Origin of the sequence: Streptomyces sp. NPDC050161 (assembly GCF_044460025.1) — a bacterium.
In the GTDB taxonomy this organism is placed as follows: Bacteria; Actinomycetota; Actinomycetes; order Streptomycetales; family Streptomycetaceae; genus Streptomyces.
Map to the genome: position 1 here is coordinate 531,101 of NZ_JBITJM010000003.1, position 20,853 is coordinate 551,953.

Annotated in this window: 16 protein-coding genes; 4 read left to right on the forward strand and 12 right to left on the reverse strand. The window is 69.4% G+C overall.

Features of this window, described 5'->3' with window-relative positions; genetic code table 11:
* Window positions 1-5 precede the first annotated feature (5 nt).
* Window positions 6-1,400 (reverse strand): FAD-dependent oxidoreductase, encoded by a 1,395-nt coding sequence (locus ACIBK8_RS07720; RefSeq protein WP_399040711.1) that lies wholly within the window; start codon window positions 1,398-1,400, stop codon window positions 6-8.
* Between the two features lie 313 nt (window positions 1,401-1,713).
* On the opposite strand from ACIBK8_RS07720, the gene ACIBK8_RS07725 reads away from it, so the two are divergent.
* Window positions 1,714-2,487: a DUF6214 family protein gene (locus ACIBK8_RS07725; RefSeq protein WP_399040712.1), complete on the forward strand. Its 774-nt coding sequence runs from the start codon at window positions 1,714-1,716 to the stop codon at window positions 2,485-2,487.
* A 28-nt stretch (window positions 2,488-2,515) separates the two neighbouring features.
* On the opposite strand, the gene ACIBK8_RS07730 is transcribed toward ACIBK8_RS07725, so the two are convergent.
* The 6 genes from ACIBK8_RS07730 to ctaD form a co-directional block, all read right to left on the reverse strand.
* Entirely contained in the window at window positions 2,516-3,166 is a 651-nt protein-coding gene (locus tag ACIBK8_RS07730; protein ID WP_399040713.1) for a TetR/AcrR family transcriptional regulator, read from the reverse strand.
* A 389-nt stretch (window positions 3,167-3,555) separates the two neighbouring features.
* Complete coding sequence (locus ACIBK8_RS07735; RefSeq protein WP_399040714.1) at window positions 3,556-4,254, reverse strand: nitroreductase; 699 nt, start codon at window positions 4,252-4,254, stop codon at window positions 3,556-3,558.
* A gap of 43 nt (window positions 4,255-4,297) precedes the next feature.
* The gene (locus tag ACIBK8_RS07740) at window positions 4,298-4,870 is read right to left on the reverse strand and encodes a TetR/AcrR family transcriptional regulator (protein WP_399040715.1); all 573 of its coding nucleotides are present in this window, start codon (window positions 4,868-4,870) and stop codon (window positions 4,298-4,300) included.
* 193 nt (window positions 4,871-5,063) lie between these two features.
* Window positions 5,064-6,698, reverse strand: coding sequence for a cytochrome bc complex cytochrome b subunit (locus tag ACIBK8_RS07745; protein ID WP_399040717.1), 1,635 nt, complete (start codon window positions 6,696-6,698; stop codon window positions 5,064-5,066).
* A gap of 213 nt (window positions 6,699-6,911) precedes the next feature.
* A complete protein-coding gene (locus ACIBK8_RS07750) occupies window positions 6,912-7,301 on the reverse strand; it encodes a cytochrome c oxidase subunit 4 (RefSeq protein ID WP_399040718.1) in 390 nt (129 codons plus the stop codon).
* A complete protein-coding gene (gene ctaD, locus ACIBK8_RS07755) occupies window positions 7,298-8,932 on the reverse strand; it encodes a cytochrome c oxidase subunit I (protein ID WP_399040765.1) in 1,635 nt (544 codons plus the stop codon). The genes ACIBK8_RS07750 and ctaD overlap by 4 nt, the downstream gene beginning before the upstream one ends.
* A gap of 452 nt (window positions 8,933-9,384) precedes the next feature.
* Between ctaD and ACIBK8_RS07760 the strand changes: the two genes are divergently transcribed.
* Both ACIBK8_RS07760 and ACIBK8_RS07765 read left to right on the forward strand, forming a co-directional pair.
* Entirely contained in the window at window positions 9,385-9,540 is a 156-nt protein-coding gene (locus ACIBK8_RS07760) for a DUF6131 family protein (protein ID WP_399040719.1), read from the forward strand.
* Between the two features lie 147 nt (window positions 9,541-9,687).
* Window positions 9,688-10,479: an SDR family oxidoreductase gene (locus ACIBK8_RS07765; protein ID WP_399040720.1), complete on the forward strand. Its 792-nt coding sequence runs from the start codon at window positions 9,688-9,690 to the stop codon at window positions 10,477-10,479.
* Window positions 10,480-10,535: 56 nt separating this feature from the next.
* Here ACIBK8_RS07765 and ACIBK8_RS07770 read toward each other — a convergent pair whose 3' ends face one another.
* Window positions 10,536-11,402: a universal stress protein gene (locus ACIBK8_RS07770; RefSeq protein WP_399040721.1), complete on the reverse strand. Its 867-nt coding sequence runs from the start codon at window positions 11,400-11,402 to the stop codon at window positions 10,536-10,538.
* Window positions 11,403-11,713: 311 nt separating this feature from the next.
* On the opposite strand from ACIBK8_RS07770, the gene ACIBK8_RS07775 reads away from it, so the two are divergent.
* On the forward strand, window positions 11,714-12,250 hold the full coding sequence (locus ACIBK8_RS07775; RefSeq protein WP_399040722.1) for a hypothetical protein: 537 nt from the start codon (window positions 11,714-11,716) through the stop codon (window positions 12,248-12,250).
* A 541-nt stretch (window positions 12,251-12,791) separates the two neighbouring features.
* On the opposite strand, the gene ACIBK8_RS07780 is transcribed toward ACIBK8_RS07775, so the two are convergent.
* The 4 genes from ACIBK8_RS07780 to ACIBK8_RS07795 all read right to left on the reverse strand — a co-directional run bounded on the left by ACIBK8_RS07780 (window position 12,792) and on the right by ACIBK8_RS07795 (window position 20,786).
* Window positions 12,792-13,553, reverse strand: a complete 762-nt coding sequence (locus ACIBK8_RS07780; protein WP_399040723.1) for a GNAT family N-acetyltransferase — start codon at window positions 13,551-13,553, stop codon at window positions 12,792-12,794.
* 708 nt (window positions 13,554-14,261) lie between these two features.
* Entirely contained in the window at window positions 14,262-16,892 is a 2,631-nt protein-coding gene (locus ACIBK8_RS07785) for an ATP-dependent Clp protease ATP-binding subunit (RefSeq protein ID WP_399040724.1), read from the reverse strand.
* Between the two features lie 498 nt (window positions 16,893-17,390).
* Window positions 17,391-19,121: a SpoIIE family protein phosphatase gene (locus ACIBK8_RS07790; RefSeq protein ID WP_399040725.1), complete on the reverse strand. Its 1,731-nt coding sequence runs from the start codon at window positions 19,119-19,121 to the stop codon at window positions 17,391-17,393.
* A gap of 219 nt (window positions 19,122-19,340) precedes the next feature.
* The gene (locus tag ACIBK8_RS07795; RefSeq protein ID WP_399040726.1) at window positions 19,341-20,786 is read right to left on the reverse strand and encodes a glyceraldehyde-3-phosphate dehydrogenase; all 1,446 of its coding nucleotides are present in this window, start codon (window positions 20,784-20,786) and stop codon (window positions 19,341-19,343) included.
* Window positions 20,787-20,853: the final 67 nt, after the last annotated feature.

A 20,853-nucleotide genomic window follows, 5' to 3' on the forward strand; every position in this document is an offset into this window, starting at 1 on the left:
GGGCCTCACCGCACCGCGGCCCCTCCGTCGTCCGTGTGCGCCGCCGCCAGCAGGCCCTGCCAGTCCGCCAGTTTGACGCTGCCGCGCCCCAGCCGGCGGCCGAGTGCGGCTTCGGCCGCCTCGATGCGCAGCCAGCCGGACCAGGGGACCGGGTCCTGGCCCGCCCGCCGCAGCGCGGCCACCGGATCATCCGCCACCGTACGAGCGGCGAGCACCCCCGCGTCCTCCAGCAGCGCCGCCGCGGTCTGCTTCGCGCACGGCCGGTTGGACCCGATGACCCCGGTCGGGCCCCGCTTGATCCAGCCCGCCACATACAGACCGGGGCACGGCACGCCGTCGCGCAGCACCCTGCCCTCCTGGTGCGGCACGGTCCCGCTCGCCTCGTCGAACGGCAGCCCCGGCTGTGGCATCCCCCGGTACCCGACCGAACGCAGCACCACCTGCGCGGCGATGTCCTCGTACGTGCCGGTGCCGGTCACCCCGCCGTGCCCGTCCGGCGCGGTCCGCTCGAAGCGGACGGCGCGCACCCCCGAGGCGGCGTCGCCCAGCATCTCGACAGGGCGCAGGAAGAACCGCAGATGGATCCGCCGCCGCGGTGCGTGGGGTCCTGGCGCCACGTCATCGGCCGGCCCGGCCCCCTGCGACCAGCCGCGCAGCACCTCCACATTGCGGCGGACCACGGCCGGCAGCGCACCGGGATCACGGAACCCGGGATCCCGCGCCAGCTCGGCGCCGTCCACGCGGACATCGGCGCCCGGCAGCGCGCCCAGTTCCCGCAGCTCCTTGGTGGTGAACTTGGCCTGGGACGGCCCGCGGCGGCCGACCATCCAGATGTCCGTCACACGGCTGCCGGCGAGCGTCCGCAAGGCGTCCTGCGGCATGTCCGTCCCGGCGAGATCGTTGGCACCGCGCGCCAGGATCCGCGCCACGTCGACCGCCACATTCCCCACGCCGATGACCACCGCCGACCGCGCGGCCAGCGCGAAGCGGGTGCCGGCGGCGTCCGGATGGGCGCTGTACCAGGAGACGAAATCGGTCGCCGCGTGGCTGCCCGGCAGGCCCTCACCGGGAATGCCGAGCCGCCGGTCGGTAGCGGCGCCCACGCAGAAGACCACCGCATGGAAAATCTCCCGCAGCCGCTCCGGAGTCACGCCTCCGGCGCCCACCTCCACATTCCCCAGGAAACGCACCCGGGGATGTTCCAGCACGCTCCGCAGCGTGCCCTGCAACGACTTGATCTTCTCGTGGTCCGGAGCGACGCCGTACCGGACCAGCCCGTACGGGCACGGCAGGCGGTCGAGGACGTATACCTCGACGTCCGGCACGACCTGCTGCTCGATCAGGGACTGGGCGGTGTAGACACCGCTCGGCCCGGAACCGATCACTGCGACACGAAGCACGGGAGGCCCCTCTCGCGAAGTACCCCCAGCATCGCACCGCCGCGCCTCGCGTGTGGTGAGCTATCGGGGTTGTCCCGGTGCGATGAGCGTGCCGCGGGACTGGGCCGGGCGGGCGGGGCGCTACGTTTCCCTGGTGTCGGAAAGCGACTTTTATACCGTTAATGACCGATATAAATCTCACGGTGACGCTTCGGAGTGGCCCGCCTGGGAGGTGCGGGGGTACGGCTCGGCCGCGCCCGCTTCCGACGATCCGGACACTGCCCCCGGCCTCGGCACTCCGTCGTCGCCCCGGCTCGACCCCCTGGCGCCTTGGGTGAGCGCCCGCCTCACCTTCGCCGACGGCGCTCGCATCGACGTGCTGGTCACGGTCTCGGACGACGCCATCACGGTGGAGGACCTGCGCGCCGACCCGCCGCTCGCCCTCGACGGCTTCACCGCACTCGCCCACTGGATGGAGGGCCCGCTCGACGACGCCTGCCGCCTCGCCACCGGCCGCCCCCGCAGGCCGCGCCCCGTACCGGCGCCCCCGGCAACACCATGGGGCGAGACCCTGGCACAGGCGGAGGCCGCGTCCCTGCCGGAGAGCGAACGGACGCCGGACCACGCCCCGGACCCGACGGCGGCGCCGGAACCGCAGCGCGAGCCGGCCCCGGAGTGCGAGGCGCCGGGGGAAGCCGCGCCGCCCGGTGGAACCGAGGCTCCCGCGGAAGCCGTGACGTACGGCACGGGCGAACAACGATCCGTACCCACCGCAGAACCCGCCGACGCCGCACCCGACGCCGATGAACGCGTCGACCCCAGCAGCGCCACCGGCACCGCCGCCCCCAGCGGCACCGCTGCCGCGCCCGAGGCGACCGAGACCGTCGAAGACGCCCCGGAGTCCGTGGCCGCACAGAGTGCGATCCGCGTACGAGGCAAAGAGCGGTGCAAGGTCGCGGCGGACGCCTACCAGCAGGCGCAGCGGGAGGGCCGGGATCCGGTGGCTGCCGTGATGGATGCGACCAGGCGCGGCCGGCGCCGGTCCCTGAAGCTGATCGCCGCCGCCCGCGACGCGGGATTCCTGGCCCCGCGTCACAACAAGCGCTAGCGGCACGGCCGGTACGGCGACCGGGCCGCTACCCCGTCGGCGCGGAGCCCCGCCGCGGCGCCCCGCCGGGCGGGCCCTCGTCCGGTGGGAAACCCAACTCCCAGTCCAGCCCGTACCGTTGGAAGAGCTCGGCGCGCAGGCGGGGCAACGGTGTGGGTGCTCCGGGCAGCAGCAGCGGAACCACCGAGCCCATCAGCAGCGCGCGCAGTAGCGGGTAATCGGCGTCCGGATCGGTCGAGCCGTACGCCACGACCGTCTCGCGCAGCAAGTAGGCGAGCCGCTGCTGCTCGGGGCACTGGATGAATCCGTCGGCCGTCAGGATCCCCGCCATGTGGGTCCGCATCAGCAAGGGATGATCGCGGGTCAGCCCTAGGATCGCGTCGATGGCCCGCGCCAGCAGCTCACAACCCGCCGATGGTCCGTCCGGTCGCGGTTCCCGCTCCAGTGCTTCCTGGAGCGTGAGGTGCATCAGCCGGTGCACCGCGGATTGCAGCAACTGGCGCTTGCCCGGGAAGTAGTACGAGATCAAACCGCGGGCCGCGCCCGCGCGCTGCGCGATGTCCCCGAGCGTCGTCGCCTCGTATCCGCGCTCACCGACAAGATCGACGGTCGCCTGGAGCAGCCGCTCGCGGGAACGCCGCCGCAGTTCTTCATTGACCGATGGACTGCGGGGGGTCATTCTGGAACTCCTGCGTTGACTGGCTCGGAGCCAGTATACTCGGGGGCGTCGCCGGATGTCCGTCTGCCCGAGGCACGGGGTCCGGTCGAGCCACCTGATTCGGGCGACGCGGGGGATCGCCCGAAGCGGGTGGCATCACGGTCGGCCTCTCGACCCCGTACGACGTGGGTCGAGAGGCCGATCCACGTCAAGGGCGTGGGCAGATCGCGCCGGTTGCGGCCGTTGCCGGCTTCCGCCCGTACGCGGGAGCGGGTCCAGCGCCCGAGCATGCGCAGCAACTCGCCCGGGACGTACGGGAATTCGTGGCCCGAGGGGCGGAGCGGAGCGAGCACTTCGGCGGCACCCCCGCCACACCGGCCGACGACTGAACCACCCGATATCACCTGCTTCTACTCGCTGAAACGGGTCGTCTCACTGAGGTCGGCACGGGGGATGCTGATGCCGTTCACCGGAGCGGACGGATCCGCGTAGCCGAAGGAGACACCGAGCAGCAGCTTGCGGTCCTCGGCGACGCCCAGCGAGCCACGCACCGTGTCGGCGTAGAAGCTGAGGAGCCCCTGAGGGCAGCTCGCTATGCCGTACGCCGTCAGGGCCAGCAGCAGTGTCTGGCTGTACATGCCGATGTCGGCAGCCATCCGCACCTCGGCGGTGGCCGGCAGGAACAGCAGGGCGACGTGCGGCGCACCGTAGAAGTTGAGGCTCTCGGCGTCGTATGCGGCACGGGCCGCCTGATCGGTGCGGTGGATGCCCAGGGCGTCGTACATCGCCGCGCCTGCCGCGCTGCGCCGCTTCCGGTGCAGGTCGCTGTACATGTCCTCCCGGTAGGGGAAATCCGGAGTCCGGTGCTCCGCGGCGTGGGCGGCGAGGAGGTCCGCGCTGAGCCGGTCGCGGGCGGCGCCGCTGACCACCTCGGCGTGCCAGGGCTGGGTGTTGGAGTTGGAGGGCGCCGCACCCGCGAGGGAGAACACGGCGCGGAGGACGTCCTGCGGTACGGGGTCGGGGCGGAAGGCGCGGATGGCGCGACGGCCGCGGATGAGCTGCTCCGCGTGGGCGCGCAGGGGCGCGGTCGATGCGGGGGCGGTGGTCATGGCGTTGTCGTTCCTCGTTCGGCTGCGGGCTGCGGGCTGCGGGCTATCGGTCCATGAAGGACTGGATGAGACGGTCCGCGCCTTCCTTGAGCGCCGCCGCTGAGCGTTCGGCGGTGAAGATCTGCGTGCTGACGTTGGCGCCTTCCACCAGCATCTGGAGCATGTAGGCCAGGCCCTGGGGGTCGCGGACGGGCAGCGGTGCGACCAGTTCGGCCAGCATCTCCAGGTACTCGGCCTTCAGATCTCCGGCGGCGCGGTGCACCGGGTGCTCGCGGTCGGGGAATTCGACGCAGGCGTTGGCCAACGGGCAGCCGCGGAAGTCCGGTTCGCTGATCCGGTCCGCCATGGCGCCGATCACGTGGTGCAGTTGGGCCAGTGGATCACCGGGGCAGGCAGCACGTGCCGCGTCCAGCCAGACGTGCCGGGGTTTGGCCTGCGCCTTCACGTAGGTGACGGCGAGATTCTCCTTGGAATCGAAGCTCCGGTAGATGCTCGGCTTTCCGACGCCGGAGCGCTCGGCGATCTCGGCGACGCCGACCGCGCGGATCCCTTCCCGGTAGAAGAGATCGCAGGCAACTCCCCAGACACGCTGCCCTGTTGGTGACCGGACTTCCATGCGTCATGCCTCCCTGACGTCGCCGGACGCGTGCATCCATCGCACGGCGTACCGATCGGTACTATCGGAACGACCCTCACCGTACCGATCGGTACGGTGAGGGTCAATGTCAACGGACGGGGGAGGTGCGGACGAGCGCGGCGTTCGCCGACTGACGTTCGGCCCCTTCCGCGACGGCACATCGACGGCTTCGTCAGCGGTCACCGTGGCTCGGTCCAGCCATCCTGGCGGCGATCTCCTCGCGCTGGTCTCCCGTGGTCGGCATCTCCACCGCGTCCCGGTAGAACCACCGGCTGAGCGCCGTCCGCAGGCGTTCCGTCCGGCGCCGCGGGCCTTCCGCCGGGGAGGTCCGCAAGGGGCGGGGGCGCTCGCGGACCAGGAGGGTGTAGCGCACCGACGGCGACAGAGCCACGTGTTCGTCTTCCATCCGCCCCTCGACGAACTGGTGGATCTGCCCCGTCTCGTCTCCTTCGGCAAGGCGCTTCCGGTCGTGATCCTGAAGTGCCAGACAGAGACGTTTCGTGACGATGAAGGCAATGGGCGGAGCCAGGACGAGACACACCCTGAACGTCCACGTCAGGGCATTCAGTGAGACGTCGAATGTCTGCGCAATGACGTCGTTCCCGCCGGCCAGGAGCAGCACGGCGTAGAACGTCACGCCGGAAACCCCGAGGCCCGTGCGGGTGGGGCGATTGCGGGGCCGCTCGCACAGGTGGTGTTCACCGGTGTCGCCGGTGACCCATTTCTCGAAGAAGGGATACGCGTACAGGCAAAGGAAGATCAGGCCGGGCAGTACGACGGCAGGCAGCAGCACGTTCCACATGATGGTGTGCCCCCACAGGTTCGTTTCGAAGGGCGGCATCAGCCGTAGGGAACCTTCCAGGAACCCGATGTACCAGTCCGGTTGTGATGCTGTGGACACTTGGTCGGTCCGGTAAGGGCCGTAGTCGTAAACAGGGTTGATCTGTGCCAGCCCGCCGAGCAGTGTCAGCACCGCGAAGACCATGAAGAACAGTCCGGTGGACTTCGCCATGAACTGCGGGTACATGGGCTGCCCTACGGCGTTCCTGTTCGTCTTTCCGCGTCCCGCCCAGTGCGTGTGTTTGAGATGGACGACCAGGATGAGATGTCCCACCAGCAGCGCGATCAGAATGCCGGGCACCAGGAGAATGTGGATGACGTACAGCCTGGGGATGATGTCCATGCCAGGGTATTCGCCACCGAAGGCGAAGAAGGTCAGATAGCTGCCGACGACGGGAATCGACAGCATTACGCCCTCGGCGATGCGCAGGCCCGTCCCCGACAGGAGATCATCGGGCAAGGAGTAGCCACAGAACCCTTCCAAGAGGGCGAGCGTGAACAACGTGACGCCAACCGTCCAGTTGATTTCCCGTGGCCGTCGGAAAGCCCCCGTGAAGAACACCCGCAACAGGTGCACGCCGATGGCGGCGACGAATACGACGGACCCCCAGTGGTGGATCTGGCGGATGAGCAGGCCACCACGGACCTCGAAGCTGATGTGCAGGACCGACGAGTAGGCATCGGTCATCCGGACGCCCCGAAGGGGTCCGTAAGGACCGTGATATGGGCTCTCCGACATCCCAGGGTCGAAGAAAAATGTCAGATACACGCCCGTCAGCAGCAGTACCAGGAAGCTGTACAGCGCCAATTCGCCGAGGAGAAACGACCAATGATCGGGGAATGCCTTTCTGAGCAGCCCCTTACCTTCCTCCGCCGCCGGCAGGCGCCCGTCGAGCCACGCGAAGGTACGCGCGAACGCGTCACGTTCGGCACTCCGCCGTCTTGTCTTCTGTCGAGTGAAACGCATCCCTAGTCTCCAATCGACGCACCACGTGCGGAATCCGGCATCACTGCCTTACGGGAAGTCGGAGGCTGCCTTGCGTACAGGGAACGGAGCAACAGCCGGTTTGCGGAGTGACTGTGTGCCGGTGGAAACCGGGTGACAGGCCGAACGACGGTGCTTTGCCCTGTTGCGCGGTCACGTTGCCGTGCCCTGCCATGCCGTCACGTTGCTGTGCCGTCACGATCCGAGGTCGTTGTGCTGGAAGGTGAAACCGGCCACTCCCGCGGCGAGTACGCCGACCCCGATCAGAAAAAGCCACAGTCCGTAGACGATGCCGAGCCCGAGCAGCGCGGATCCCGCGGCGGTGAGCACCGGGTAGTAACTGCGCGGCGAGAAATTCCCCAGCGGGCCGACGGCTTCCTGGATCCGGACCCGCTTGCGGTCCTGTAGCCGCTGCCCCCGCCGTACGTGCTGGGTCCAGAGGAAGAACGAGATCAGCGCGGACATCAAGAAGGAGACGATGAGCGCCGCGAGCCCGGCGGGTTCTTCCGCCAGCCAGCCGTACACAGCGGCCGTGATGGCGAAGAACAGGGTGACGCCGGCGAAGAGAAATGACTCCGCCTTCATCGGGCCACCTCACTTTCGCCGGAGGGTGGTGGTCCGTTGCGCGATGCTCTCGGCGCAGGTTCGACCTCGGGGTGGTGAAGGTCAAAAGCCGGAGCTTCCGAGCGGATACGGGGCAGCGCCACGAAATTGTGCCGCGGCGGCGGGCAGCTCGTTGCCCATTCTAGGGACCTGCCCCACCCCCAAGGGTCGTCCGTAGCGACCTTTTCCCCGTACCTGCTGGTTCGCCAGACGTTGTAGAGGAAGGGGAGCGTGGACAAGCCCAAGAGGAAGGCGCCGGCGGAGGAAATCGTATTGAGCGTGGTGAAGCCATCGGCCGCCAAGTAGTCGGCATAGCGGCGGGGCATGCCCATCTCACCCAGCCAGTGCTGTACGAGGAAGGTGCACTGAAAGCCGACGAAGAGTGTCCAGAAATGAATTCTGCCCAGCCGTTCATCGAGCATGCGGCCGGTCATCTTGGGCCACCAGAAATAGAATCCCGCGAACGTCGCGAAGACGATGGTGCCGAACAGTACATAGTGGAGATGGGCGACGATGAAATAACTGTCCGTCATGTGAAAATCCAGAGGTGGCGAGGCGATCAGCACCCCGGAAAGACCGCCCAGCAGAAACGTCACCAAGAACCCGATCGACCACAGCATGGGCGTTTCGAACGACAGCGACCCGCGCCACATGGTGCCGATCCAGTTGAAGAATTTTACGCCGGTGGGTACGGCGATGAAGAAGGACATGAGTGCGAAGAAGGGGAGGAGTACGGCACCCGTGGCGAACATGTGGTGGGCCCATACGGTTGCGGAAAGACCGGTGATCGCTGCCGTGGCGCCGATCAGCGAAATGTATCCGAATACCGGCGCGCGGCTGAAAACCGGAAGGATCTCCGTCACGACCCCGAAGAACGGCAGGGCGACGATATAGACCTCGGGATGGCCGAAGAACCAGAAGAGGTGCTGCCACAGCAGTGCTCCGCCGTTGGCCGAATCGAATACGTGCGAACCGAATTTGCGGTCGGACTCCAACGCGAACAGGGCGGCGGTGAAGACGGGGAAGGCGAGCAGGGCCAGGATGGAAGTGAAGAGGACGTTCCAGGTGAAAATCGGCATACGGAACAACGTCATGCCGGGGGCTCGCAGGCAGACGACCGTGGTGATGAAATTGACGGATCCCAGGATCGTGCTGAGGCCGGCCACGGCCAAGCCCATGGTCCACAGGTCGGCCCCGGCTCCGGGAGTGCGCACCGCGCCGTTCAGCGGAGCGTAGGCGAACCAGCCGAATGATGCGGCACCGGTCGCTGTCAAAAATCCCGATACCACCATGAGCCCGCCGAACAGGTAAACCCAGTAAGTGAAAGCGTTGAGGCGCGGAAAGGCTACGTCGGGGGCGCCGATCTGGAGGGGCATGATGACGTTGGCGAACCCGGTGAAGGTGGGTGTCGCAAACAGAAGCATCATGATGGTGCCATGGATCGTGAACAACTGGTTGTACTGTTCATTGGAAACGATTTGCAAGCCGGGCCGGGCGAGTTCCGCGCGCATGGCCATGGCCAGGAGGCCGGCGAAGAGAAAGAAGGAGAAAGAGGTCGCCAAATACATGTTGCCGATGACTTTGTGGTCGGTTGTCGTCAGCCAGCCGAGCATTGTCCGACCGGCCCGCACCCTCTGCTCCGATACGACATCGGTACCGGTATCGATATCGGCCGGCTCATTCTCCGCGACGTGCATGGGGCCTCCGGGATGCAATGGCAGGCCATGCCCCATCGGGTGGCGGCCTGAGTCCGTGCGTGGCTCCCTGGTCTGCCCTCGGCCCGGGTGCCGGGACGACGCCGGACGGTGGAAGCTTCGCCATCCTGGCGGGCGCGTAACGGCCCTGTGCTCCGCCACGCCGCGAGGACGGCGGGGCGGGATCCGACTGGCCGCTTAGTCGGGTAGTTCGCCTGTCGGATCAATTCGGCAACGGGAGGGCATCGAGCGGCCGGCATTCCGCCGCCCTCCGGAAAGCTCATGCGACGCATTTTTTTGCGCAATGAGTTGCTGAAATCGCCGAATGGGGTAGCTAGCGGTACAGTTGATTACCGGATCAGGAGGTTACCGTGATCATTCTCGGAATCATTCTCCTCGTCATCGGGCTGGTTGCCGGTATTGCGATCCTGTGGACGATCGGCTGCGTACTCCTCGTTATCGGAGCCGTGCTCTGGGTCCTGGGATCTCTGGGACACGCGGTGAGAGGCCGGCGCCACTACTGGTGACGGGGCGGAGCCCGGCGGTTCGCCGTAAGGCACGCCGGTGGGGCGGCGGTGCCGTGCCGGACTGCGTAGACCGAACGCAGCCCCTTTGTACGTACCGCGGTTAAATCAGTTGTCCGCACCGAGGTCTGCGCCGGACCATCCCTGTCCATGAACGCCACCGATGAGAATCAGGTAGCTGCACCCGGCGGATCCCGCCCCCTCGCGCTGGTCACCGGCGTGGGCCGGACCGTCGGTATCGGCGCAGGTGTAGCCCGCCAACTGGCAAGCTCGGGTTGGGACATCGCCTTCACGTACTGGACCCCCTACGACCAGCGGATGGTCTGGGGCATCGAACGAGGGGCAACGGGCGCGATCGACAGTGCGCTGACCGTGCGCGGCGCGAGCACGGCCGCGATCGAGGCGGACCTCGCCGATCCCGATGCCCCTGCGCGGATCTTCCAGGAGGCGGAACGCCGGCTGGGCAGTGTCACCGCCCTGGTGATGTGCCACTGCGAGTCGGTCGATTCCGGTCTGCTCGACACCACCGTCGAGAGCTTCGACCGGCACTTCGCCGTCAACGCACGTGCCGTCTGGCTGTTGATCCGCGAGTACGGCCTACGCTTTCGCGGCGCCCACGGAACGGGCCGGATCGTCAGCCTCTCCAGTGACCACACCGTCGGCAATCTTCCCTACGGTGCGAGCAAGGGAGCCCTGGACCGCATCACCTTGGCCGCGGCCCAGGAATTCGCCCACCTCGGTGTCACCGCCAACGTGATCAACCCCGGGCCGACCGATACGGGTTGGATGTCCCCGGAGGTTCGGGAGAGTTGCCTGGCTGGGACGCCGCTCGGCCGCCTCGGCACCCCGCGGGACGCCGCCCACCTGGTGGATTTCCTGTGCTCACCACAGGGGCAGTGGATCAACGGGCAACTGCTGAACAGTAACGGTGGCCTCGTCTAGGCGAGAGGGCTCCGCCTGAAGGCCGGGGCCCCGGGCGTCTTCCCCTGACCTGGCGTTCACTCGTGGGGGACGACCGCCACGGGGCACGGGGCATGGTGGGCCGCGGCGTGGACGACGTGCCCGATGGGCGGGCGCAGCGCCCGGTGTTTGTGGCGGCGGCCCACGACGAGCAGGCCCGCATCGTCGGAGCAGTGCAGCAGTGCGGGCGCCGGGCTCTCCATCATGACGCAGTGCTCCACAGGCACGTCAGGGAAGGCGTCCCGCCAAGGGCGCAGCGCCTCGGTCAGCTCCCATTGCGCGTCCCGCGCCGCGGTTTCCACCGCGTACGGTTCCACGCCGCCGCCGCGGTTGTACGCGTACGCGGGGAGGTGCCTGCCGAGCACGGCGCGCAGGGGGACGTCCCACCGCGCGGCGGTGTCGAAGGCGAAGGCGAGCAGCGCCTTGCAGGGCTCGTGCAGACTCGCGCCCACCACCACGCAGCCCCTCTGTGCCGTCGATTCGGGGTCCTGCGGGGCGCGGACGAAGACGGTGGGTACGCCGGAGCGTGACATTGTCTGGAGCCCTACCTCACCGAGCACGTAGCGGGCCATGGGGTTCGCATCCCGTGAGCCGAGGACGAGGAGGTCCGAACGGTCTGCCGCGTCCAGCAGTGCGTCCAGTGGGTCCTTGACCACCAGTTCGTCTTCCATGGGGAGTTCGGGGCGGCGTGCCTGGATGGCGGCGCGGGCCTCGTGCACGATCCGACGGGGCCAGTGGCTCTGGTCGTCGTCATCGCCGGGCTGTGGGGCCCCGTGTGCCCGCAGTGTCCACGCGTGCAGCAGCCGCAGTCGGGCATGACGCAAAAGGGCCTCCCGCGCGGCCCAGTGGGCGGCGGACAACGACTCGGGTGTGCCGTCCAAGCCAACGGTGATGACGTTGTTCATGGTCGCGCTCCGTGTTCTTCGACGACCGCCAGGGCTGTTGCGTCAGCGGCAAACGCGGCGCCTGCGGGCCCGCATAAACCCCTCCCGACTCGGCGTGCCCGTGCACGAACCGGGTCTTCTTCATTGTCCTTCGACCGAAGGTGCGGGTCATCCGGTGGGTGGTGAGGGGTGGGGAGAGGGCAGGGGGCGGGGCTGTGGGGCGGTCGGCGGGGGGGGGCTACCGCTGCGGGTGGACCGCGGGGCCCGAACTGGCATATGCCAGTTGGTAACTTTTATTGTCATGAAGTCTTGTGGAAACTATGGTTGTCGTCATGAAGCCGTCTGAGACCGTTGACGCGGAACTGGTAGCCCTCGACAAAGCCCTTTACGACGCACTCAACCCGCTCGCCTCGGCCATGCGTGCCCGGTCGACCGGGCTCCCCAAGGACCGCATGTGGGATGCGGACCCTGTGGAGGTGGCGCTGTCGATACTCGCCGCCTGGAAGGTGGTGGATGTGGAGGTCGGACGGTTGGCAGCACAGGCGGCCCGTACCGCCGGTTCCTACGGTGCGAGCTACGAGCAGATGGGTGCTGCCTGGGGGATCACCCGGCAGGGCGCCCGCAAGAAGTGGCCCGAGGCCATCGACAGGCCGTCCACTGAGGCGAAGCGGAAGTCGAGCACCGTCGAACTCTTCGGTGGCACCGCCGAGTTGTCCTGGAGTCCGGCGTGTGGCGGCTGGCGGTGGTCCGGGCACGGTGCGGACGGCATGCGCGGGGAGGCCGAGCGCGCATCTTCCTTCAGCACGAAGGAGGAGGCTGCCGCGCACGCCGGCGTCTTTCTGAAGGAGCACGCCGCCGACCGGTCCTGAAGTGGCCTTGGGTCGGACCGCTTTGGCGCCGCGGGGTGCGCCCTCAGGAGGGCTCGGCGGGGAGCGCACTGCTCGTCGCGGCGATGCCATGGCCGAAGGCCGTTGTGCCGGGCGCGAAGTCCCGGCGGTGGTGGGTGAGCAGTCGGCGCGTTGCCGGGCTTTGCCCGTCGGGGACGCCCCGGGGGCTACCCAAATAGGGGAAGCAGGGAGTGAAAGGGGGGAATCAGTCGTGGCACGGAATGGTCTGCCCGACCGAGGGCAGGGCGGGTTCGGGGAAGTTCTCACGGCTCATGGCCGGTGCTCGCCGCGCCGCAAGCGTCTACGCGAGGCGGCCCGCGGTGTCAGTCGCGGCTCGGCCGTTGCCGGGATGGGGGTGTGGGCCGTCCTGTCGCGGGGGTGGCTGATGGTGCGGGCGGGACGTGGAGCGTGGCGCGCTTTACCGCGCCACGCTGGACCGGAGTCGGCGGATGATCGCGGCGCCGATGATGGCGGGGGCGGTCGTCGTGTCCGGGTGCGGGCCGTGGCCGCCGCCCGCTGCTGGTCAGCGGGTGGCGAGGTGCGCGGTCACGCAGGGGTCCTCGTTGCGGTAGCCGAGGCGGGTGTAGAGGCGTTCGGCGGGGGCGTTGTCGGCGAGCTGCCAGAGCGTGCAGAAGCCGTGGTGGTGCACGGCGTACCGGGTCAGCCACGAGGTCAGTCCGGCCCCGAGGCCCTGGCCGCGCTGCCGGGCGTCCGTGGCAACCGATGCCATCAGCGGGGCGCCGTTGTCCCGCAGGGCGCTCAGGGCGCCGCAGGCCACCAGGTGACCGTCCGTGTCGCGGATACCGGCCCACAGGCGCACGTCGGACGAGCCGGGGCCGGTCGAGTGGGCGGGGCTGTGCTCGCCGAGGAAGTCCCGCAGCTCCCCGTGGTGGGCAGGGCCGAGCGCGACCACCCGTTCCTCCGCCCGTTGGACCGGCGGTGCTTCCAAGGTCCAACGGAAGACCCATTCGACGGCGGAGGTCACCGGAAGGTGCCGGGCGGTCAGCGCGTCGGTGCCACGAGGACCGGTGAACTCCCTTACACCATCGGGGAGTTCATGTGCGGCGCGCAGGATGAGGCCGGCGCAGACGTCCGGCTGCCCGACGCTCCACACGTGCCCGCGATCGGCGTCCAGCCAGGCCACGGCGCCATCGCCGGACCAGCTGATCCGGCCCGCAGGGCGCGGCCGTGCGGCGCCGAAACGCAGCAGGGCGGAACCGGTCTGGAACTCCAGGCCCTGGGTGAACAGGTCTGCCGTCGGGGGGAGAAGAGTCGTTGCGTGCATCGTTCTCTGGGGGAAGGGCGTCACGGGAAGGCGACAGTCCGGGCGCGCGCAGGGCGCGACCGGAACCGTCTGAGGTATTGGGGGCCCGGCGGCGGCTGCGCACAAGGCGCGCCCGGCCGACCGGACTGCCCACTGTTGCACACCGCCCCTGGGCTGGGGCAAATTCGCCGCTTATGGGAGGCACGGTCCGGGGCATCGGACGGCCTCGGACGGCGGGGGAGCGGAGGGCCATGTCCGGTAGGGCGCCCACCCCATGGCGGGTGCGGGCGTCGTGGCGCACCGGGCGCCGGACCGGCCCTCGGCCCTGCGCGAGGCGTCCGCGCGGCAGGGGAATATCCGGATGCCGAATTGCCGCTCCCCGTGAATCGGGAGGAGCGGCCGGTCGCCGGCGAAACGGCAGAAAGGGGGCGAAGGTCGTCGCCGACGAGCGCGCGGCAGGCTGCCTGGTGCGGACCGGTGCGGCCTCGGGCTTCCCTACGGCCTCAGCACTCGTCGGGCCAGGCGAACGGGGTGGCCCGCACCGTGGCCGCGCCCCATGTACAGGAGGCGGCCGGGGCGGCGGGCCGGAGCACCGGGGGTGGCAGCGGCGGGGAACGGCTCCAAAGGATCCTGGTGAACGACGATGCCGCGAAAGGCGATGCCTCGGATCGGGGACCTTTGCCGGTGCCGGGCAGGCATGCCGACGCCGGGCAGAGACCTCGACGCCGATCAGGAGCTTCCCGACGTGTCCCCGGGCCCTTGGTCACCCCGGCCATCTCCGCTCTGCCGGTCGTGGCCGCCTTCTTCGTCCGGAGTGGTGCGGCTGGTGCGGAAGGACGGCTTGTCGTTTTCGATCTCGACGCGTACCCGGTCGCCGGGGGACAGGGTTCCGTCGAGCAGCAGCCGGGAGAGCGAGATGTCGATCTCGCGTTGGATGGTGCGCCGCAGTGGTCGGGCTCCGTATTCCGGCTGGTGGCCCCGTTGGGTGAGCCAGTCGACGGCCTCCGGCGTGAACTCGATCGCGATGTCCTGGGCATGGAGCCGGCGGCGCGTCGATTCCAGCAGCAGGCTCGTGATCTGGCGCAGCTGGTCGTCCGTGAGGCGTCGGAAGACGATGATCTCGTCGAGCCGGTTGAGGAATTCCGGGCGGAAGTGCCCGCGCAGGGTGCTCAGCGCACGGTCGCGCGCCGCGTCACCCGTACCGGCCGCGCCGTCGCCGGGGCCGAAGCCGACGACCCCGAGACCGCCGCTGAGCGCGTCCGAGCCGAGGTTGCTGGTCATCACGATGACCGTGTTCTTGAAGTCGACCGTGCGGCCCTGCGAGTCGGTCAGATGGCCGTCGTCGAGTACCTGAAGAAGCATGTTGAAGACGTCGGGGTGGGCCTTCTCCACCTCGTCGAGCAGCACCAGCGAGTACGGGTGACGGCGTACGGCCTCGGTCAGCTGCCCCGCGTCCTCGTGGCCGATGTACCCGGGAGGCGCGCCGACCAGCCGGCTCACGGTGTGCCGCTCCTGGTACTCGCTCATGTCGAGCCGCACCATGCGCTCCTCGCTGCCGAACATCACCTCGGCCAGCGCGCGGGCCAGCTCCGTCTTCCCCACACCCGTCGGGCCGAGGAAGAGGAAGCTGCCGATCGGGCGCTGCGGGTCGGCGAGCCCGGCGCGGGAACGCAGGATCGCCTCGGAGACGGCGGCCACCGCGTCGTCCTGCCCGATGACCCGAGAGTGCAGACGCTCGTCGAGGCCCAGCAGCCGGCTCCGTTCCTCCTCCGTCAGGTTGCTGACCGGGATGCCCGTCTGCCGCGACACGATGTCCGCGATGTCATCGGCGGTGACCTCCACGATCCGGCCGTCTCCCGGTGCCTCGCCCGCGCCTTCGCCCGCGCCGATCCGAGCGGTGAGTTCCGCGATGCGGTCACGCAGCTCGGTGGCACGTTCGTACTGCTCCGCTGCGACGGCCTGGTCCTTGTCCCTGACCAGCTGTTCCGCCTCGCGTTTGAGGTCTTGCACGTCGGTGGCCGTGGTGCCGGACCGCAGCCGGATCCGGGCGCCCGCCTGGTCGATCAGGTCGATCGCCTTGTCCGGCAGGAAGCGGTCGGTGAGGTAGCGGTCCGACAGTTCCACCGCCGCGAGCAGCGCCTCGTTCGTGTACCTGACCTGGTGGTGGGCCTCGTACCTGTCCTGCAGCCCCCGCAGGATCTCCACGGTGTCGGGGACCGAGGGCTCGGGCACGAGGATGGGCTGGAAGCGACGGGCGAGCGCGGCGTCCTTCTCGATGTGGCGCCGGTATTCCTCCAGGGTGGTGGCGCCGATGACGTGCAACTCCCCGCGGGCCAGGGCGGGTTTGAGCATGTTGCTGGCCTCCAGGGAGCCGCCTTCCGAGCCGCTGCCCCCGGCCCCGACCACGGTGTGCAGCTCGTCGATGAAGACGATCAGGGAGTCCGCATGCGCGCGGACCTCCTCGATGATGTTGTTGAGCCGCTCCTCGAAGTCTCCGCGGTAGCGGGTACCGGCGACGACACCTGTCAGATCCAGCGAGACGACCCGCCGCCCGGCCAGAACGTCGGGGACGTCCCCGTCGGCGAGGCGCTGCGCCAGGCCCTCGACGATCGCGGTCTTCCCGACGCCGGCATCGCCGACCAGGACCGGATTGTTCTTGCCGCGCCGGGAGAGCACCTCGATCGTCTGCTCGATCTGCTCCTCGCGGCCGATGACCGGGTCGATACGGCCCGACCGCGCCATGTCCGTCAGATCGCGGCTGTATTTGTCGAGGGTCGGCGTCTCGTGCCGCGCGGTGGGGCTCTGCTCGGGGGCGGCGGCCTGGTGGCTGAGTCCCCCTTGATGGCCGCTCTGCGGGGTGGCCTGCGGGTCGAAGTGGAAGACGTTCAGGATGCGGCCCGCCGCCGAGTCCGGATTGGCCGCGAGCGCTTCGAGCACGTGCTCGGGGCCGATGTAGGAGGCGCCGCTGCCCAGCGCCAGGTCGTGGGCGCCCAGCAGGGCCCGCTTCACGGCCGGGGTGACGGAGACGCGGGACTGCTGCGGCCCCGTCCCGGCGCTGCGGTCGATGTCGTTCGCCAGCGCGTCGGGATCCGCGCCGGACTGCCGCATCAGGCTGCGCGTCGGTTCGGCGGAGAGCGCCGCTCGCAGCAGGTGCTCGGTGCCCAGCTCGGGGCTGCCGTGATCCGCGGCGTAGGTGGCTGCGGTGGTGACCAGATCCCGGGCGCTCTCGCTCATCAGACGGGCGATGTCCGCCTGCCGTGGCGTGCGGCTCGCCCCGTCGGAGCGGCCGAAGAATCGTCCGAGGAAGTCGCCGAACGGGTCCGGGTCGTAGCCCTCCGGACCCATGAATCCGTTGCTCATGTGTGTCCGTTCCGCTGTCACGGTGCCGCGACATGCTGCGTGTCGGGTGCCTTGCGCTGCTGCCCTCGTGGGTGCCCGGGTGGAGCCCGGACACACATCCGTACCGCTCCACGGCGCTTCCGGCTGCCCGCGCCGCGCAGGTCCGGCGTACGCCCTCCACTGCTTCAGGATCAGGGCCACGACGGCGCTCCGCACGCGGGCGCAGCTGCCGGGCGGCCGGAGGGCGTCCCGTGGCCACGGACTGCACGGCGGGCGGAAGCGTCAGGTCGTGGCGGGCCGGGGCACGTGGTATCGGTACAGGCCGAGCGGGGCGGCCGGCGGCAGGGGCTCGGCGCGCTCGGCGCGGAAGGACTGGAGCAGCGGGGCGATGAGCCGGCAGCGCCTCGCGGCGACGGCGGAGCCGGAACGGCCGTGCGTCGGTCGGAGGCAGGAGGGCGGAACGACCGTGATCCGGGTGGAACTCCGGCATCCCCCTGCTCCGCCCCTGCCCAGGCCCCCTCAGCCCGCCCCGCCCGTCTGTCGCTCCGGTCGGTCGTCCGTACGGATGCGGGAGGCGAGTACCGCGATGTCGTCCTCCGCGTCCTCACCGAAGCGGTTCAGTACCTCGTCCAGCAGGTCGTCCAGGCGTCCGCTCGCGGGTACCCGCAGCGACGCCAGCCGTTCGACGGACACGTCGATCGCCTCGTCCCTGCGCTCCACCAGGCCGTCGGTGTACATGAACAGCACGGTTCCGGGCCCGCACGGCAGTACCTGGCTCTCGTACGTGCCGTAGCCGGTGCCCAGCGGCGGGCCGACGGGGAGCTGGGCGATGCGGGCGCGGGCGCGGTCCGGATCGATGAAGACGGGGGGCAGATGTCCTGCGCTGGCCACCTCGCACACCCCGGCGAGCCGGTCGACGACCGCGATCAGGCAGGTGGCGGCGCGGTCGAGCCCGGAGCGTTCCACCATGGTGTCGAGCTGTTCCAGGATGCGGTGCGGCGGCAGTTCGTCCTCGGCGAGCAGGCGCAGCAGGGAGCGGTAGTGGCTCATGGCGACGGCGGCCTCGACGCCGTGGCCCATCACGTCGCCCATGGCCTTGAGGTGGCGGCCGTCCTTCAGCGGGATGACGTCGAACCAGTCACCGCCGACGAGCACATCGCGCTCGGCCGGCAGGTAGCGGGTGGCGATCTCGATGTGCGGGTGCTGGCCGCGCGGCTCGGAGAGGAGCGCGCGTTGAAGCTCCAGGGCGATGCCGTGCTCGTGCGCGTACCGGCGGGCGTGTTCGAGGTCGACGGCCGTGCGGCCGGCCAACTCGCGGGCGACGACCAGGTCCTCCTCCTCGGTGAAGGCGGGGGAGCCGCCCGTGCGGCCGAGCCCGAGTATGCCCTGCGGGTTCCCGCGTGCCGTGAGCGGGACGACGATCATCGAGTGCAGCCCCATGGCGCGGTAGGCGGCGGCCCGCTCGGGTGCCGGGCCCGACCGGCTGAGCTGTTCGTCGGTGGGGTTCGCCAGCACCGGCTGGTTGGTGGCCAGGGAGCGCTGTACGACCGAGTCCTCCTGGTAGTCGATGTACTCGCCCGGCTCCTGGAAGTTCCCGGTGACGGCGTCGCGGATGGCCGGGGCGATGGCCAGGGCGGCGCGGCGCATCCGGAGCACGCCGGGCGGCGGACGGCGCACGGCGTGGCCGATGTCCGGTGGGAAGACCTCGACGGACGCGACATCGGCCAGGGTGGGCACCACGAAATCCGCCAGCTCCCGGCAGGTGGTGTCCATGTCCAGGGTGGTGCCGATGCTGGTGGCGGCGGTGTCCAGCATGGTCAGGTAGCGCCTGGTGCGCTCCAGGTCTTCCCACTGGTGAGCGGCCGAGCTGACCTCCAGGACCACCCCGATCAGGCCCAGGCAGCTGCCGTCCGCCTCGATCCGGTAGTAGCTACCGCGCCAGTGCCGTCGGTCCTTGCCCGTCAGGTGACGCGTCAGACCGCTGAATGTCGTGTCGCGGGGCCGGCCGTCGCGGAGCACGGCACGGAGCACGGTCTGGCGCTCGTCGAACTCCGGCAGGACGGCGATGATGCTCCGGCCGAGGTGCTCGGCGGCCGGCAGGCCGTTGATGAGAGCCTGCGCCGGGTTGACGTACTGGTAGCGCAGAGCGGTGTCGAAGAGGGCGACGCCGTGCGGCGCACCGTCGAAGAGGGTGGCGAGGACGGATCTGTCGCACGGCAGCGGGCTGGCGGCGTTCGCATCGGCCTGCACGTCGACCTCCTGAGGCGGGCACGGACCACCCGCTGCCCGGTCCTCAATCGTCGGACGGCCACCGACGCGGCGCATCCGCGCGCCCGCTCCCCCAAGCCGCCGCGGACCGGGCAGGCAGAGGGGCGGCGGCGGGAACGCGACCGGTCCCGGATGCCGTCCGGGACCGGTTGCTCCCCACCGCCGCCCCTCCGGGACGCCGGATCGCCGTGTCCGCCGGGGTCAGACCGCCGGAGCCGGGTAGGTCGGGTACTCCACCCCGGAGACGTGCTGGACGACGCGGATGACCTGGCAGGAGTAGCCGAACTCGTTGTCGTACCAGAGGTAGAGGATCGCGTTGTCGCCGTCGACCATGGTGGGTCCTGCGTCGACGATCGAGGCGTGCCGCGAGCCGATGAAGTCGCTCGACACCGCGTCGGGGGCGGTGGTGAAGTCGATCTGGCGCTTGAGCGGCGAGGTCAGCGACACGTTGCGGAGGTGGTCGAGCACCTCGTCGCGGGTGGTCTCGCGCCCGAGTCGCAGGCTGAGGATGGCGATCGAGACGTCGGGCACCGGGACGCGGATGGAGCTGCCGGTGATCGGCGCGTCGAGGTCGGGCAGTGCCTTGGCGACGGCCGATGCGGCACCGGTCTCGGTGATGACCATGTTGAGCGGCGCCGAGCGGCCACGACGGTCGGCCTTGTGGTAATTGTCCAGCAGGTTCTGGTCGTTGGTGAACGAGTGGACGGTCTCCACGTGGCCGCGCAGGACGCCGTACTCGTCCGCCATCGCCTTCAGCGGCGGGACGATCGCGTTGGTGGTGCAGGACGCGCAGGACAGGATCTGCTCGTCCGGCTTGATCATGTCGTGGTTGACGCCGTGCACGATGTTCGGGACGTCACCCTTGCCAGGCGCGGTCAGCACGACCTTGTCGATGCCGGGGCGCAGGTGCTTCGACAGCCCTTCCCGGTCGCGCCACTTGCCGGTGTTGTCGATGAGGATGGCGTCCTTGATGCCGTACGCCGTGTAGTCGACCTCGGAGGGGTCGTTGGCGTAGATCACCTTGATCTCGTTGCCGTTGGCGACGATCGTGCTGTTCGCCTCGTCGACGGTGATCGTTCCCTGGAACTGGCCGTGGATGGAGTCCCGGCGCAGCAGCGAGGCGCGCTTGACGATGTCCTGCTCGCCGCCCTGACGGACGACGACGGCGCGCAGCCGCAGCCCGTTGCCCGATCCGGCCTTCTCGATGAGCAGGCGGGCGACGAGCCGGCCGATGCGGCCGAAGCCGTAGAGGACGACGTCGCGCCCCTCGCGGCACTCGATCTTGTTGGCGCCGGTGGCGCCGGCGACGGCCTCGGCGGTGAACTCCGCCACCGACAGGCCGCGGTCGTCGGACCTGTGGGTCGCGGCGAGCATCCCGATGTCGATCTGGGAAGGGCCGAGGTCGAGCGCGGTGAGGGCCTGGAGGAAGGGCAGGGTCTCGGTGACCGAGAGTTCCTCACCGGCTATCTGGCGGGCGAATCGGTGGCTCTTGAGGATGCTGACCACCGACTTGTTCACCAAGGAGCGGCTGTGCAGCAGGACGGTGACGTCCCTCTCCCGGTGCAGCTTCCCGATGGTCGGGATCATCGACTCCGCGATCTCCTCGCGGGTCTTCCAGTTGGTGAACGAGTCGTCATTGACAGTCACAGATTTAACTTTCGAGCTAGGCGGTGCTCATATGGTAGCCGCACCCTTTTTTGATCATGCAAAGGGT